Annotated in this window: 15 protein-coding genes; 10 read left to right on the plus strand and 5 right to left on the minus strand. The window is 71.3% G+C overall.

Going from position 1 to position 14740, the window contains the following annotated elements; all coding sequences use genetic code 11:
• Positions 1-16 precede the first annotated feature (16 nt).
• Complete coding sequence (locus tag ACIRDU_RS03280) at positions 17-874, plus strand: DUF4429 domain-containing protein (RefSeq protein ID WP_403575119.1); 858 nt, start codon at positions 17-19, stop codon at positions 872-874.
• 88 nt (positions 875-962) lie between these two features.
• Here ACIRDU_RS03280 and ACIRDU_RS03285 read toward each other — a convergent pair whose 3' ends face one another.
• Together ACIRDU_RS03285 and ACIRDU_RS03290 are read right to left on the minus strand one after the other, a co-directional pair.
• Positions 963-1979 carry an aldo/keto reductase gene (locus ACIRDU_RS03285; protein ID WP_403573701.1) on the minus strand — a complete coding sequence of 339 codons (1017 nt, stop codon included), beginning with the start codon at positions 1977-1979 and terminating at the stop codon, positions 963-965.
• On the minus strand, positions 1976-2443 hold the full coding sequence (locus tag ACIRDU_RS03290) for a MerR family transcriptional regulator (RefSeq protein ID WP_403573704.1): 468 nt from the start codon (positions 2441-2443) through the stop codon (positions 1976-1978). Before ACIRDU_RS03290 ends, ACIRDU_RS03285 begins: the two co-directional genes overlap by 4 nt.
• 98 nt (positions 2444-2541) lie before the next feature.
• Between ACIRDU_RS03290 and ACIRDU_RS03295 the strand changes: the two genes are divergently transcribed.
• Positions 2542-3012: a GNAT family N-acetyltransferase gene (locus ACIRDU_RS03295; protein ID WP_403573707.1), complete on the plus strand. Its 471-nt coding sequence runs from the start codon at positions 2542-2544 to the stop codon at positions 3010-3012.
• A gap of 18 nt (positions 3013-3030) precedes the next feature.
• Entirely contained in the window at positions 3031-3846 is an 816-nt protein-coding gene (locus ACIRDU_RS03300) for a serine hydrolase domain-containing protein (RefSeq protein ID WP_403573709.1), read from the plus strand.
• Here the strand turns inward: ACIRDU_RS03300 and ACIRDU_RS03305 are convergent.
• The gene (locus ACIRDU_RS03305) at positions 3843-4499 is read right to left on the minus strand and encodes a pirin family protein (protein ID WP_403575122.1); all 657 of its coding nucleotides are present in this window, start codon (positions 4497-4499) and stop codon (positions 3843-3845) included. The two genes, ACIRDU_RS03300 and ACIRDU_RS03305, sit on opposite strands and share 4 nt — an antisense overlap.
• Before the next feature lie 62 nt (positions 4500-4561).
• On the opposite strand from ACIRDU_RS03305, the gene fasR reads away from it, so the two are divergent.
• From fasR to fabF, 5 genes are all read left to right on the plus strand, one after another.
• The gene (gene fasR / locus ACIRDU_RS03310; protein WP_403573712.1) at positions 4562-5767 is read left to right on the plus strand and encodes a fatty acid biosynthesis transcriptional regulator FasR; all 1206 of its coding nucleotides are present in this window, start codon (positions 4562-4564) and stop codon (positions 5765-5767) included.
• Between the two features lie 89 nt (positions 5768-5856).
• Complete coding sequence (locus tag ACIRDU_RS03315) at positions 5857-6768, plus strand: ACP S-malonyltransferase (RefSeq protein WP_403573715.1); 912 nt, start codon at positions 5857-5859, stop codon at positions 6766-6768.
• A gap of 15 nt (positions 6769-6783) precedes the next feature.
• Positions 6784-7785, plus strand: coding sequence for a ketoacyl-ACP synthase III (locus tag ACIRDU_RS03320; protein ID WP_403573717.1), 1002 nt, complete (start codon positions 6784-6786; stop codon positions 7783-7785).
• An 81-nt stretch (positions 7786-7866) separates the two neighbouring features.
• On the plus strand, positions 7867-8115 hold the full coding sequence (locus ACIRDU_RS03325; protein ID WP_003989952.1) for an acyl carrier protein: 249 nt from the start codon (positions 7867-7869) through the stop codon (positions 8113-8115).
• Between the two features lie 86 nt (positions 8116-8201).
• Positions 8202-9473, plus strand: coding sequence for a beta-ketoacyl-ACP synthase II (gene fabF / locus ACIRDU_RS03330; RefSeq protein WP_403573719.1), 1272 nt, complete (start codon positions 8202-8204; stop codon positions 9471-9473).
• 62 nt (positions 9474-9535) lie between these two features.
• Here the strand turns inward: fabF and ACIRDU_RS03335 are convergent, their stop codons facing one another.
• The gene (locus tag ACIRDU_RS03335; RefSeq protein WP_403573722.1) at positions 9536-10030 is read right to left on the minus strand and encodes a DUF3145 domain-containing protein; all 495 of its coding nucleotides are present in this window, start codon (positions 10028-10030) and stop codon (positions 9536-9538) included.
• Positions 10031-10289: 259 nt separating this feature from the next.
• On the opposite strand from ACIRDU_RS03335, the gene ACIRDU_RS03340 reads away from it, so the two are divergent.
• Together ACIRDU_RS03340 and ACIRDU_RS03345 are read left to right on the plus strand one after the other, a co-directional pair.
• Positions 10290-11177, plus strand: a complete 888-nt coding sequence (locus tag ACIRDU_RS03340; protein ID WP_403573725.1) for an SGNH/GDSL hydrolase family protein — start codon at positions 10290-10292, stop codon at positions 11175-11177.
• A gap of 27 nt (positions 11178-11204) precedes the next feature.
• On the plus strand, positions 11205-12176 hold the full coding sequence (locus ACIRDU_RS03345) for an aldose epimerase family protein (RefSeq protein ID WP_403573728.1): 972 nt from the start codon (positions 11205-11207) through the stop codon (positions 12174-12176).
• An 81-nt stretch (positions 12177-12257) separates the two neighbouring features.
• On the opposite strand, the gene ACIRDU_RS03350 is transcribed toward ACIRDU_RS03345, so the two are convergent.
• Complete coding sequence (locus ACIRDU_RS03350) at positions 12258-14735, minus strand: beta-glucosidase H (RefSeq protein ID WP_403573730.1); 2478 nt, start codon at positions 14733-14735, stop codon at positions 12258-12260.
• Between the last annotated feature and the right edge of the window lie 5 nt (positions 14736-14740).

Below are 14740 nucleotides of genomic sequence, written 5' to 3' on the forward strand. Positions count from 1 at the left end.
GCGCGTGCCGCATACGATGAGCCGCATGGGTGACGTACTGGCCGGATTTCATGCCGCCTGGGAGTTCGAGTCCGACTCCGTGCTCATCCGCTACGAACGGGGGATTCGAACACCCAAACTCTTCCAGGCCCTCGGGGAACGTCGTGTGCCCCTGGAGGCGATCGCCGGGGTGACGCTGACGCGCGGGAAACGCGGCACGGTCGTGCTGCGCGTGGAGCCGCGCCCCGGGGCGGACCCGTTGATGGAGGCGGCCGCCGGACAGTTGAAGGAGAGCGGCGATCCCTACCGGCTGGTGCTGCCCGCCGAGCGAGAGGTCCTCGCGGAGTACTACGCCGACGAGCTGCGGACCCTGCTGACGGAGTCCGGGCCGTCCGAGCGGTTCCTCGTGCAGCCGCCCGAGGGGCCGTTGTCGTTCAAGGCGTACGACGGGAAGGCGACCTTCGACGGGCGGACCGTGAACTTCCGGTGGTTCTGGACGGGGGCGTCGTCGGCGAAGTGGAAGGCCGGCGACCAGAGCTTCTCCGTCGGAGAGCTGAACGGGGTGGAGTGGCGGTCGCCGGAGGTGTTCGAGGGGCATTTGCGGCTTTTGCGCCGGGATGCGGAAGCGTCGGGGGCTCAGGCCGATCAGGATCCCGCCGCGGTGGTGTTCGGGCTGGGATACGGACCCGTGCACGAGTCACTGCCGTTCGCGGCGGCGGTGCTGGCCGCGGTGCGGACGTCCGCACCGGTGGCGGCGGTGCCCGCGGCCGCGCCGCGGCGGGATCCTGCCGACATCGCCGAGAGGATTCGTCATCTGGGTGAGCTGCATCAGGCCGGGTTGGTGACGGATGAGGAGTTTTCGGTCAAAAAGGCGGAGTTGTTGGCGGAGCTTTAGCGTCTGCCGGGTTCGGTGTATCGGTGGGCGCGGGTTCGTGGTGGTTGATCGCGCAGTTTCCCCGCGCCCCCCCGAAAGGGACCCTTCCCTACTCCCTGCCTGCCGAGGTGAACGCCATGTCCGCGTAGCGGGTGCCTGCCACCTGGGCCGCTATGCCGTCCAGCAGGTCCAGTTGCTCGTCGGTCAGCACGATCCTGGTCGCCGCCGTGTTCTCCTCCACCCTGGCCGGCTTGCGGGTGCCAGGGATCGGGACGACCGGGAGGTCGTGGATCGTCGCCTGCTGCTGGGCCCAGGCCAGGGCGATCTGACCGAGGGTCGCGTCGTGGGCCTGGGCAACCGAGCGGATCAGCTCCAGCAGGGTCGCGTTCGCCGTCGCGTTCTCGCCCGTGAAGCGGGGCTGCTGGCGGCGGAAGTCGCCCGCGCTCAGGTCCTGGTCGGCGTTGGTGAAGGAGCCGGTGAGGAAGCCCCGGCCCAGCGGGGAGTACGCGACGAGGGCCACGCCCAGGTCACGGGCCGCGGGAACGACGTGCGTCTCGATGTCACGGCTGAACAGCGACCACTCCGACTGCACGGCGGCGATGGGGTGGACGGCGTGGGCGGCCCGCAGTTCATCGGCCGTGACCTCGCTCAGGCCGAGGTGCTTGACCTTGCCCTCGCGGACCAGGTCGGCCATGGTGCCGACGCTCTCCTCGATCGGCACGTTCACATCGCGCCGGTGCATGTAGTAGAGGTCGATGGCGTCGACGTCCAGCCGCTTCAGGCTCGCCTCCACGGCCTGCCGGATGTAGGGCGGGTCGTTGCGGACGACACGCTTCGTCGGGTCGTCCGCGGGGATCGACAGGGCGAACTTGGTCGCGATGACGACCTCGTCGCGGTGGGCCTTGAAGAACGGCGACAGGAACCGCTCGTTCTCGCCGGCGCCGTACGCGTCGGCCGTGTCGTAGAAGGTGACGCCCAGTTCGAGGGCCCTCTCCAGGGTCGCCCGGGACGCGTCCGCGTCCGAGGGGCCGTAGCCGAAGCTCATGCCCATGCAGCCGAGACCCTGGACGCTCACCTCGGGTCCGTGGTCGCCGAGCTTCGCCGTCGTGATCCTGCCGTCCGTCATCGGGACCTCTCCGACGCCAGGGCCTGCCCGGCGTCCGCGTAGAAACTGATCTTCCGGTCGAGCACGGCGAGCGTGCCCCGGAGTTCGTCGATCCTGGCCAGGACGTCCTCGCGGGTCGTCTTCAGCAGCTCGAAGCGCTCGCCGTAGGTGTGGTCGCCCTCGCGCACCAGTTCCGCGTACCGGACCATGTCCGCGACCGGCATGCCCGTCAGGCGGAGCTTGCCGACGAGGTCGAGCCAGTCGAGGTCGCGGTTGGTGTAGCGGCGCTGGCCGGTGTGGGACCGGTCGATGTGCGGCATCAGACCGATGCGCTCGTACCAGCGCAGGGTGTGTGCCGTCAGGCCGGTGAAGGCGACGACCTCGCTGATCGTGTAGTGGTCGTCGCCGTCCGGGCGCCGGTTCTGCTGCTGCGGCGGGCCGGCGCAGGTGTCGGTCCTGGTCCCCGTGGTCTCCATCACCGTCATGGCCCCAACGCTAGAACCCTGGAGTGCACTCCAAGCAAGCGCCGAAGGTAAGAAATCGGCAGGACGACTCTTGATCCGGCTGGTTAGCGTACGGAGTCATGAGTGTTGTCCGTCGCGCCCTGCCCGCCGACGCCGAGGAAGTCCTGCGGCTGCGCCAAGTCATGATCGACGCGATGTTCGCCTCCGACCCCTCCGTCGCCTGGCACGGGGATTCCCTCCCTACCCTGAGGGCCGAACTCGGTGAGCCGGACGGGGACTTCGTGGCGTTCGTGGTCGACCACCCGGAGCGGGAGGGGGCGCTGGCGTCGCTGGTGGCCGGGACGATCGACTACCGCATCGGCAAGCCGGGCGATCCGCACGGCAGGGTGGGCTTCGTGTTCAGCGTCGCCACCGACCCGGGCGCGCGACGCCGGGGTTACGCACGTGCCTGTATGAACGCGCTGCTGGAGTGGTTCCGCGAGCGTGGCGCCCGGCGCGTGCAGCTCACCGCGTCGGCGGAGGCCGAGCCGCTGTACGTCTCCCTCGGGTTCCGGCCCAAGCCCGACCCCTTGCTGGAGCTCACGCTCTGAGCGCATAGGCTCGAAAGCATGTCACTGAAGAGCCTCGCGCTGATCGAGAACTGGCCGGTTCCCACCGCTGCGGCGGGTGTCGTACGAGCGGACGGCACCGTCCTCGGCACCCACGGCCCGGCCGGGCAGCGGTTCCCGCTCGCGTCGGTGACCAAGCCGCTCGCCGCCTACGCGGTGCTCGTCGCATACGAGGAGGGGGCCGTCGAGTTCGACGAGCCGGCGGGTCCCACCGGGTCGACGGTCCGGCACCTGCTCGCGCACACCTCGGGCCTCGCCTTCGACGAGCACAAGGTCACGGCCCCGCCCGGGGAGCGCCGGCTGTACTCCAACGCCGGGTTCGAGCAGCTGGGCGACCATGTCACGAAGGCCACGGACATCCCGTTCGGGGAGTATCTGCGGCAGGCCGTGCTGGAGCCGCTGGGCATGACCTCGACGACGCTGGAGGGCTCCCCGGCCAAGGACGGGGTGTCGACGGTCGAGGACCTGCTGCGGTTCGCGGCCGAGGTGCAGGCACCGCGCCTGCTGGATCCGCGTACGGTCGCCGAGGCGATGACCGTGCACTTCCCGGGCACGAAGGGCGTCCTGCCGGGGTACGGCCACCAGAACCCCAACGACTGGGGGCTCGGTTTCGAGATCCGCGACTCCAAGTCGCCGCACTGGACGGGTTCCTCGTCCTCACCGCGCACGTTCGGGCATTTCGGGCAGTCCGGTACGTTCCTGTGGGTCGACCCGGACGCGGGCGCGGCCTGCGTGGCACTGACGGACCGGGCGTTCGGCCCCTGGGCGACCGAGGCGTGGCCGGCGTTCACGGACGCGGTACTGGCCGATCTCTAGGCCGCGTTCATCTCCCAGATCAGCAGCTCCGCCTCGGTCACGCCCTCGGCCTCCAGACCCTTGGCGTCGGTGATGCGGGCGGCGTCGCCCGCGTGCAGCTCCTCGCCGTCCAGGCGGACGTCACCGTGGACGACATGCACGTAGGCGTACGCCCCGTCCGGTACCGCCGTCCGCTCCCGGGGCCCGAGGCGCCGCACGTGCAGCAACGCGCCTGCCTCCGGGAGGGCGTAGGGCGTGGAGTCGGCGATGCCGTGGACGACCTCGTAGAACGGGTCGCCGCCGGGCCGGAGCGGGGCCAGCCACATCTGGATGAAGGTCAGGGGCTCCGGGCCGTCGTTGCGCTCCACATGGCGCACCCCGCCCGCCGAGCTGAGCCGCTGCACGTCACCGTGGCGTACGACCGACTCGTGCCCGGTGGAGTCCCGGTGGGTCAGCTCGCCCTCCACCACCCACGTCACGATCTCGGTGTGACTGTGGGGGTGCTCGTCGAACCCGGCACCGGGCGCCAGTCGCTCCTCGTTGCACGCGAGCACCGCGCCGAAGCGGAGGTTGTCCGGGTCGTAGTGGGGCCCGAAGGAGAAGGCGTGCCGGCTGTCGATTCCGGCCGCCGGGTCGCCGCCCTGGTAGCGCTCACCGGCGCGCCGAATGTCCATCACGGAGTCCACCGTAGACCCGGCAGCCCACCTTCCCGTCCGGATAAGGCAGTCTTGTCCCCGTGTCCGAACCCGAAACCGGCAAGAACGCAGCCGCAGCCCACGACGTCCATTCGCATGCCGCGACGCTGAAGCGGCTGGAGAAGTCGTCCGGATCGCTCGCCGCGCAGGCCATCGCGCGGATGGACGAGACGCTGCCCTGGTACCGGGCCATGCCCCCGGAGAACCGTTCCTGGATCGGTCTGGTCGCGCAGGCGGGTATCGCCGCGTTCACCGAGTGGTTCCGGCATCCGGACGCCCCGCAGGCCATCTCCACCGATGTGTTCGGCACCGCGCCGCGCGAGCTGACCCGGGCGATCACACTGCGCCAGACCGTCGAGATGGTGCGCACCACCATCGAGGTCATGGAGAGCGCGATCGACGAGGTCGCGGCCCCCGGCGACGAGCGGGTGCTGCGCGAGGCGCTGCTCGTCTACGCCCGGGAGATCGCCTTCGCCACGGCCCAGGTGTACGCGCAGGCCGCCGAGGCACGCGGCGCCTGGGACGCCCGGCTGGAGTCCCTGGTCGTGAACGCCGTGCTCAGCGGCGAGGCCGACGAGGGGGCCGTCTCGCGGGCCGCCGCCCTCGGCTGGAACTCCCCCGAGCACGTGTGCGTGGTGCTCGGCACGGCGCCCGACGGTGACAGCGAGCTGACCGTGGAGGCCATACGGCGTGCGGCCCGGCACGCCAAGCTCCAGGTGCTCACCGGGGTGCTCGGCGACCGGCTGGTCGTCATCGCGGGCGGCAGCGACAACCCGCTGGCCGTCGCCAAGTCACTCATCGGCCCGTTCGCGGCCGGGCCGGTCGTGGCGGGCCCGGTGGTGCCCGACCTGCAGGCCGCGACCCGGTCCGCGCAGGCCGCCGCGGCCGGGCTGAAGGCGTGTTCTGCCTGGCAGGACGCCCCGCGCCCGGTGCTGGCGGACGACCTGCTCCCGGAGCGGGCGATGGCCGGGGACCCCTCGGCACGTGAGCAGTTGGTGGAGGAGATCTACAGACCACTGGAGGAGGCCGGGGCCGCGCTCCTGGAGACCCTCAGTGTGTATCTCGAACAGGCGAGCAGTCTCGAGGGCGCCGCGCGGATGCTGTTCGTCCATCCCAACACCGTCCGCTACCGGCTTCGACGTGTGACTGACGTCACCGGATGGTCACCCTCCGATGTACGCTCTGCCTTCACGCTGCGGATCGCGCTGATCCTGGGGCGTCTGGTCGATGGAGATCTCCAGCCCTAAGGTTTTGTCGGGGCTCGACAAAACCCCCTCGTGTTCTTCGTCCTTGTCCCCACGGGCGGCCGTGCCCGTACCCAAGAGAGAGTGTGAGAGTGCTCGTACTCGTCGCTCCCGGCCAGGGCGCCCAGACGCCCGGCTTCCTGACCCCCTGGCTCGAACTGCCCGGTGCCGCCGACCGCCTCGGTGCCTGGTCGGACGCCATCGGACTGGACCTCGCCCACTACGGGACGCAGGCCGACGCCGACGCCATCCGGGACACCGCCGTGGCGCAGCCGCTGCTCGTCGCGGCCGGCCTCCTGTCCGCCGCGGCACTCGGTGACGTCGCGCCCGGCGCGGTCGCCGGCCACAGCGTCGGCGAGATCACCGCGGCCGCCTACGCGGGCGTCCTCGACGACACCGCCGCGCTGACCCTCGTGCGCAAGCGCGGCCTGGCCATGGCCGAGGCCGCCGCGATCACCGAGACCGGCATGTCGGCGCTGCTCGGCGGAGACCCCGAGGTGAGCGTCGCGCACCTGGAGAAGCTGGGTCTGACCCCGGCGAACATGAACGGCGCCGGGCAGATCGTGGCCGCGGGCACCATGGAGCAACTCGCCGCGCTGAACGAGGACAAGCCCGAGGGCGTGCGCAAGGTCGTCCCGCTGAAGGTCGCCGGCGCGTTCCACACGCACCACATGGGCCCGGCCGTCGACAAGCTGGCCGAGGCCGCCAAGGAGATCGTCCCCGCCGACCCCGAGGTCGCCTACGTCTCCAACAAGGACGGCAGTACGGTGACCACCGGCGCCGAGGTGCTGGAGCGGCTCGTCGGACAGGTCGCCAACCCGGTCCGCTGGGACCTGTGCATGGAGACGTTCAGGGAACTCGGCGTCACGGCCCTGATCGAGGCGTGCCCGGGCGGCACGCTGACCGGTCTGGCCAAGCGCGCCCTGCCGGGTGTGAAGACCCTGGCGCTCAAGACCCCCGACGACCTGGACGCTGCTCGCGAGCTCATCGCAGAGCACGCCTGACAAGGAGCCCGGAGCATGGCGAAGCTGAAGCCCAGCAAGGGCGCCCCGTACGCGCGCATCCTCGGCGTCGGCGGCTACCGTCCGACCCGGGTCGTGCCGAACGAGGTGATCCTGGAGACGATCGAGTCGTCCGACGAGTGGATCCGCTCGCGCTCCGGCATCGAGACGCGGCACTGGGCCTCCGACGAGGAGACGGTCGCCGCGATGTCGATCGAGGCGTCCGGCAAGGCCATCGCGGACGCGGGCATCTCCGCCGAGCAGATCGGCGGCGTGATCGTCTCGACGGTCTCCCACTTCAAGCAGACCCCGGCCGTCGCCACCGAGATCGCCGACAAGCTGGGCACCGCCAGGGCCGCCGCGTTCGACATCTCGGCGGGCTGCGCGGGCTTCGGTTACGGTCTCACGCTCGCCAAGGGCATGATCGTCGAGGGCTCGGCGGAGTACGTCCTGGTGATCGGCGTCGAGCGGCTGAGCGACCTGACCGACCTGGAGGACCGCGCGACGGCCTTCCTGTTCGGCGACGGCGCCGGCGCGGTCGTGGTCGGCCCGGCGCAGGAACCCGCGATCGGTCCCACGGTGTGGGGCTCCGAGGGCGACAAGTCCGAGACCATCAAGCAGACCGTGCCGTGGACGGACTACCGCGACGGTACGGTCGAGAAGTTCCCCGCGATCACCCAGGAAGGCCAGGCGGTGTTCCGCTGGGCCGTGTTCGAGATGGCGAAGGTCGCCCAGCAGGCGCTGGACGCGGCCGGGATCAGCGTGGACGACCTGGACGTCTTCATCCCGCACCAGGCCAACGTGCGGATCATCGACTCGATGGTGAAGACGCTGAAACTGCCGGAGCACGTCACGGTCGCGCGTGACATCCGCACCACCGGCAACACCTCGGCCGCCTCGATCCCGCTCGCTATGGAGCGGCTCCTGGCGACCGGAGAGGCGAAGAGCGGCGACACCGCGCTCGTCATCGGCTTCGGGGCGGGTCTCGTGTACGCCGCGACTGTCGTTACCCTCCCCTAGGCACTCCGTGCCGGATCATGCGATCCGGCACGGGAGGAAACACCTGCCACACCCTCTGGATATCTACGAAGGAGCGCCAACATGGCCGCCACTCAGGAAGAGATCGTCGCCGGTCTCGCCGAGATCGTGAACGAGATCGCCGGCATCCCGGTTGAGGACGTCCAGCTGGACAAGTCCTTCACCGACGACCTGGACGTCGACTCGCTGTCCATGGTCGAGGTCGTCGTCGCCGCCGAAGAGCGTTTCGACGTCAAGATCCCCGACGAGGACGTCAAGAACCTCAAGACCGTCGGTGACGCGACCGACTACATCCTCAAGCACCAGGGCTGATCAGTCGATCAGGCCGCCTGGCTGACTGCCCCGCCACCCGGCGGTGGCGCCGCTTAATCCTCGGATCCGTTGGAGAAAGAATTCCCGTGAGCTCGACCAATCGCACCGTGGTCGTCACCGGTATCGGCGCAACCACACCGCTGGGTGGCGACGCAGCCTCTACCTGGGAGGGCCTGATCGCCGGCAAGTCCGGCGTCAAGCCCCTGGAGCAGGAGTGGGCCGCCGATCAGGCGGTCCGTATCGCGGCCCCGGTCGCCGTGGAGCCGACCGAGGTCATCCCGCGGCCGCAGGCCCGCCGACTGGACCGCTCGGCGCAGTTCGCGCTGGTGGCGGCCAAGGAGGCCTGGGCCGACGCCGGCTTCGAAGCGAAGGCCGGCGAGGACCCGAACATCGACCCCGAACGCCTGGGCGCGGTCATCGCCTCCGGTATCGGCGGCGTGACGACGCTGCTCGACCAGTACGACGTGCTGAAGGAGAAGGGCGTCCGCCGCGTCTCCCCGCACACCGTGCCCATGCTGATGCCCAACAGCCCGTCGGCCAACGTGGGACTGGCCGTGGGTGCCCGGGCGGGCGTGCACACGCCGGTCTCCGCCTGCGCCTCGGGCGCCGAGGCCATCGGCTACGCCATCGAGATGATCCGCACCGGCCGTGCCGACGTCGTCGTCGCGGGTGGCACGGAGGCGGCGATCCACCCGCTGCCCATCGCCGCGTTCGGCAACATGATGGCGATGTCCAAGAACAACGACGACCCGCAGGGCGCGTCGCGTCCCTACGACACCGCCCGCGACGGCTTCGTCCTCGGTGAGGGCGCCGGTGTCGTCGTCCTGGAGTCCGCCGAGCACGCCGCGAAGCGCGGTGCCCGGGTGTACGCCGAGGCGGTCGGGCAGGGCATCTCCGCCGACGCGCACGACATCGTGCAGCCGGAGCCGGAAGGACGGGGCATCTCGCACGCCCTGCAGAACCTGCTGGACCGCAACGACCTGGACCCGGCGGAGATCGTGCACGTCAACGCGCACGCGACGTCCACGCCGGCCGGTGACATCGCCGAGCTCAAGGCGCTGCGCAAGGTGTTCGGTGACGACGCCGACCACTTCGCGGTGTCCGCGACGAAGTCGATGACGGGGCATCTGCTGGGTGGTGCCGGTGGTGTCGAGACGGTGGCGACCGTGCTCGCGCTGTACCACCGGGTGGCTCCGCCGACCATCAACGTGGAGAACCTGGACCCGGAGGCCGAGGCGAACGCCGACGTCGTTCGCGGTGAGGCGCGCAAGCTGCCGGTCGAGGGCCGTATCGCCGCGCTGAACGACTCGTTCGGCTTCGGCGGGCACAACGTGGTGCTGGCGTTCCGGACCATCTGAGAAGCACGCACGCAGTGAAGGGCCCCCACCTGAACGGTGGGGGCCCTTCGCGTGTTCGCGTCTCAGACCACCTGGTGGAGCCAGCGGACCGGGGCGCCCTCGCCCGCGTAGCGGAAGGGCTCCAGTTCGTCGTCCCAGGGCTTGCCCAGGAGTTTGCCGATCTCGGCTTCCAGGTCGGTCTCGCCGCTCCGGCTGCGTTGCAGGGCCGCGCGCAGGCGGTCCTCGGGGATGAGGATGTCGCCGTGGATGCCGGTGACGGCGTGGAAGATGCCCAGGTCGGGGGTGCAGCTGTAGCGCTCGCCCTCGGCGGAGGGGCAGGGTTCCGCGGTGACCTCGAAGCGGAGGAGGTGCCAGCCGCGCAGCGCCGAGGCCAGCTTGGACGCCGTGCCCGCCTGGCCCTGCCAGGAGAACTCCGAGCGCCAGGTGCCCGGTGCGGCCGGCTGACGGATCCAGTCCAGGCTGACGCGTGTGCCGAGCACCCCGGCGACGGCCCACTCGACGTGCGGGCACAGCGCGCGCGGCGCGGAGTGCACGTACAGAACTCCACGTGTCGTCACCGGAACCTCCGGGCAGAGCGGGACATGGTGCAAACGGGCGGAACGGCTGTGACCGGGCGGGTCACGTTGATGGCGAGGCTACCGTGCGGGGGCGCAAGGAGTGTGACGTACGGACGGTCCAGGTGCCGGGAAACGCCCGCCATTCACCCAGGGGGACGCTTGTACGGGTGTGAGCCGTTGCACCTGATGGGCCGGGAACCCTCGTGCGTTGTTATTGGTTGGGGAGACAGGCACGGCGTGGCGAGGGGATGGACCAGGTATGCGCAAGCGAGGTCGTCGCACCCGGGGCGTTCTGGCCGTGGTCGCGGCGGCCGTGCTGGGCGCCGCCGGGTGTGATGCCGTGGGCGGTGATGCCGCCGCCCCGTCCGGGACCGCGAAGCCGTCGCCCAAGCCCACACCCCTGTGGGACCGCAGCCCGGGTTCCGTGGCCGCCGTCGGTGACTCCATCACGCGCGGGTTCGACGCCTGTGACGTGCTGTCGGACTGCCCGGAGGCGTCCTGGGCGACCGGCGCCAGCCCCGAGGTCCACTCGCTCGCGGTGCGGCTGCTGGGGAAGGCCGGGGCCGCCCGGCGGAGCTGGAACTACGCCGTGACCGGGGCGCGGATGGCCGATCTGCCCGGGCAGATGGCGCAGGCGGTGCGGCGGAAACCGCAGCTGGTGACGGTGATGGTCGGGGCGAACGACGCCTGCCGGTCCACACCCTCGGCGATGACTCCGGTCTCCGCCTTCCGCGCCGACTTCGAGGATTCTCTGCGCAGCCTGCGCAAGGCCCTGCCCAAGGCCCAGGTGTTCGTGGCGAGCGTGCCGAACCTGAAGCGGCTGTGGTCCGAGGGCCGTGACAGCCCGATGGGCAAGCAGGTGTGGAAGCTGGGCATCTGCCCGTCGATGCTGGGCGACCCGGATGCCCTGGACTCGGCGGCGACCCTGCGGCGGGACACGGTGCAGAAGCGGGTGGAGGACTACAACAAGGTCCTGAAGGAGGTCTGCGCCGAGGACGAGAGGTGCCGCTACGACGGGGGTGCGGTGTACGACTACCGCTTCGGCACCGCCCAGTTGAGCCGCTGGGACTACTTCCACCCGAGCGTGAACGGACAGGCCCGGTTGGCGGAGATCGCGTACCGCACCGTCACCGCGAAGAAGCCCTGACCCGGGCTCTGTCCTAGAGTTCCGCACATGAACGAACTCTTCGGGACACTTTCCGACGGGACCCCGGTGCACCGCTGGACCCTGGAGCGAACGGGCGTGCGGGTGCGGGTGCTGTCGTACGGCGGGATCGTGCAGTCCGTGGAAGTGCCGGACCGGGAGGGCCGGGCCGGGGACGTGGTGCTGGGGTTCCCGGACCTCGACGGGTATCTCGCCCACCCGGAGCCGTACCTCGGTGCCCTGATCGGGCGGTACGCCAACCGGATCGCGGGCGGCCGGTTCGCCCTGGACGGGCGGACGTACGCACTGGAACCGAACAACGGGCCGAACTCGCTGCACGGTGGAGCGCGCGGTTTCGACAAGCGGGTGTGGGACGCGGAGCCCGTCGAGCACGGGGTGCGGCTGACGCGGGTCAGTCCGCACGGCGAGGAGGGGTTCCCGGGGCGGCTGGAGGTCTCGGCGACGTACACGCTCGACGGGAGCGGGGCGCTGCGGATCGCGTACGAGGCGGTGACGGACGCGCCGACCGTGGTGAATCTGACGAACCACAGCTACTTCAACCTGGCCGGTTCCGGTGACGCGGGCGGCCATGAGCTGCGGCTGGCCGCCTCCCGGTACACGCCGGTCGACGCGGACCTGATCCCGGCCGGCGACCCGGACGACGTGACCGGCACGCGGTTCGACTTCCGCGAGGCACGCAAGACCGGCTCCGGATACGACCACAACTTCGTGCTCGACAAGGGTGTGACGGACGCTCCGGTGGAGGTCGCCGAGCTGCACGACCCGGCGTCCGGGAGGGTGGTGACGGTGGCGACCACCGAGCCCGGCCTCCAGCTGTACACGGCCGACCATCTGGGCGAGCCCTTCGCGCCCGGTGACGGCATCGCGCTGGAGACCCAGCACTTCCCTGACTCGCCGAACCGGCCGGAGTTCCCGACGACCGTGCTGCGGCCGGGCGAGGTGTTCCGCTCGGAGACGGTGTACGGGTTCGGCACCCGCTGAGCGGTCCCCTGACCGACCACGAGCCCCGGTCCGGAGGTCAGGTCCCGGACCGGGGCTGCTCGGTGGGGAACGTGTCCCGGATCAGACGTTAATCGTCGCGGTGATCCTGCGGTCCGTGATCGAGCGTCCGACCTGGATTTCGTACGAACCCTTCACAAACGACCACGAGCCGGTCGCCTCGTCCCAGATCTCGAAGGCGCGGCGCGGCAGTTCGACGGTGGCCTCGGCGCTGTCGCCCGGGGCGGCCTCGACGCCCGCGAAGCCGGCCAGCCAGCGGGCCGGGCGGGTGGGGTCGGCCTCGCCGGGGGCGAGGTAGAGCTGGACGACCTCGCGGCCGGGGCGGTCGCCGGTGTTGCGGAGGCGGACCTTCGCGGTGGTCCCCTCGGCGGTCGCCTCCACCTCGACGGAGTCGTAGGTCCAGTCGGTGTAGCCGAGGCCGTGGCCGAAGGGGTAGGCGGGGCTGCGGCCGTGCTTCTCCCAGGCGCGGTAGCCGATGAACACGCCTTCGTCGTAGGGGAGTTCGCCGTCTCTGGGGACGACCTGGGTGACCGGGGCGTCGGTGAGGGAGCCCCAGGTGGTGGGCAGGCGTCCGCCGGGTTCGTGGGCTCCGGTGAGGACGTCCGCGAGGGCCGCGCCGCCCTCCTGGCCGGGGAACCAGGACAGGAGCACGGCGGCGACGTCGTCGCGCCACGGCATTTCCACCGGGGATCCGGAGTTGACGACCACGACGGTGTGGGGGTTGGCGGCGGCGACGGCGCGGACCAGGTCGTCCTGGCGGCCGGGCAGGCGCAGGTCGGTGCGGTCGAAGCCCTCGGACTCCACGCGGTCGGTGGTGGCGACCACGACGACGGCCGTGTCGGCGGCGCGGGCTGCCGCGGCGGCCTCGGCGATCCGCTCGTCGGCGTCGCGCTGGGGGTCCTGGTGGGCGAGGGTGAAGCCGATGACCCGCATCGGGTGGTCGCCGAGCGGCGGGACCGTGTAGGTGAGGGAGACCTCGACCGGTTCGCCGGCGATGAGTTCGGTCCGGGCGTGGGGCACCGGCGGGCCGAAGAAGGTCAGGAACGGGTCGTCCCCGTCGGGGCGCTGGACGCCGTCGTAGTAGGTGGTGCCCGCGACGCTCAGCCTGAAGGGGCCGAGGCCCTTGATGCCGAAGGTGTGCGTGCCGCTCTCGCGCGGGGTGAAGGTGCCGGTCAGTTCGACGCTGTGCAGGTTCTCGCGGGTGACGCCGTCGGGGAGGTCGGCGCCCATCCACTGGAGGTGGCCGCTGGGGGCCGAGCGCGTGCCGATGACCTGGCCGGCCGCGTCCCGGCAGACGGCGCGCAGCTCGAAGCCCCGGTCCGCGATGGGGAGTTCGGTGTTGGGGTCGGCACCGAGGGTGTAGGTCACGGTGCCGTCGGGGAGGGCGGCGGTGAGGCCTTCGAGCGGGGAGACGACCCGGGCGGGGAAGACGGTGGCGGAGCCGCCGCCGAGGACACGGGCGTCGCGGGCGGCGGCGCCGATCAGTGCGACCCGGCCGGGCTTCAGCGGCAGCGCGCCGTTCTCGTTGCGGACGAGGACGAAGGAGCGGCGGGCGATCTCGCGGGCGAGTGCCTCGCCGTCGACGGGGGCGGGCGGGTCGGTGACGACCGGCTCAGCGCCCTGAAGGATGCCGACCCGGGCGGCGAGGCGCAGCACGCGGCGGACGGCCTCGTCGACCCGGGCCTCGTCGGCCTCGCCGTTCCGGACGGCCCGGGCGAGGGCCTCGCCGTAGACGGTGCCGGGGCCGGGCATGGCGATGTCGAGGCCGCCGGTGAGGGCACCGGTGGTGGAGCGGGCGGCGGTCCAGTCGGAGACGTTGGCGCCGTCGAAGCCCCACTCGCCGCGCAGGACCTCGTTGACCAGGTAGTGGTGCTCGGTCATGGTCGGGCCGTTGACGGAGTTGTAGGCGGTCATGATGCCCCAGGGGTGGGCGTTCTCGACGATCGCCTCGAAGGGGGCCAGGTACAGCTCGCGCAGGGCGCGTTCGCCGACGAGGTTGTTCACCGTCAGGCGGTCGGTCTCGGCGTCGTTGGCGACGAAGTGCTTGACGGTGGTGCCGACGCCGCCGGACTGGACGCCGCGGACGTACTCGGTGCCGATCCGTCCGGTCAGGTACGGGTCCTCGCTGTAGGCCTCGAAGTGGCGGCCGCCGAGCGGGGAGCGGTGCAGGTTGACCGTGGGGGCGAGCAGGACGTGGACGCCCTTGCGGCGGGCCTCCTGGGCCAGCAGGACGCCGGCCCGGTGGGCGAGGGCGGGGTCCCAGGTGGCGGCCAGGGCGGTGGGGGACGGGAGGGCGACGGACGGGTCGTCGGCGCTCCAGTGCACCCCGCGGACGCCGATCGGGCCGTCGGACATGACCAGCGAGGCCAGTCCGGCCTCCGGCAGCGCGGGCAGGCTCCACATGTCCTGGCCGGCCAGCAGCCGCGTCTTGGCGTCCAGGTCGAGCTTGCCGAGAGCCGCCTCGACGGCCGCCTCGCGCCGTACCTCTGCTGTCTCCGCCACGTCGGCACCTCCACGTCGAAAGCCGCTGGATGTCACCATCGTGC

Source organism: Streptomyces sp. NPDC093598, assembly GCF_044764825.1.
In the GTDB taxonomy this organism is placed as follows: Bacteria; Actinomycetota; Actinomycetes; order Streptomycetales; family Streptomycetaceae; genus Streptomyces.

Coding starts and splice junctions, on each gene's coding strand:
- ACIRDU_RS03340 (WP_403573725.1), top strand. CDS start 10,290: ATGCGCAAGCGAGGTCGTCGCACCCGGGGCGTTCTGGCCGTGGTCGCG.
- ACIRDU_RS03305 (WP_403575122.1), bottom strand. CDS start 4,499: ATGGACATTCGGCGCGCCGGTGAGCGCTACCAGGGCGGCGACCCGGCG.
- ACIRDU_RS03295 (WP_403573707.1), top strand. CDS start 2,542: ATGAGTGTTGTCCGTCGCGCCCTGCCCGCCGACGCCGAGGAAGTCCTG.
- ACIRDU_RS03300 (WP_403573709.1), top strand. CDS start 3,031: ATGTCACTGAAGAGCCTCGCGCTGATCGAGAACTGGCCGGTTCCCACC.
- ACIRDU_RS03280 (WP_403575119.1), top strand. CDS start 17: ATGAGCCGCATGGGTGACGTACTGGCCGGATTTCATGCCGCCTGGGAG.
- ACIRDU_RS03345 (WP_403573728.1), top strand. CDS start 11,205: ATGAACGAACTCTTCGGGACACTTTCCGACGGGACCCCGGTGCACCGC.
- ACIRDU_RS03325 (WP_003989952.1), top strand. CDS start 7,867: ATGGCCGCCACTCAGGAAGAGATCGTCGCCGGTCTCGCCGAGATCGTG.
- ACIRDU_RS03320 (WP_403573717.1), top strand. CDS start 6,784: ATGGCGAAGCTGAAGCCCAGCAAGGGCGCCCCGTACGCGCGCATCCTC.
- ACIRDU_RS03350 (WP_403573730.1), bottom strand. CDS start 14,735: ATGGTGACATCCAGCGGCTTTCGACGTGGAGGTGCCGACGTGGCGGAG.
- ACIRDU_RS03290 (WP_403573704.1), bottom strand. CDS start 2,443: ATGACGGTGATGGAGACCACGGGGACCAGGACCGACACCTGCGCCGGC.
- ACIRDU_RS03285 (WP_403573701.1), bottom strand. CDS start 1,979: ATGACGGACGGCAGGATCACGACGGCGAAGCTCGGCGACCACGGACCC.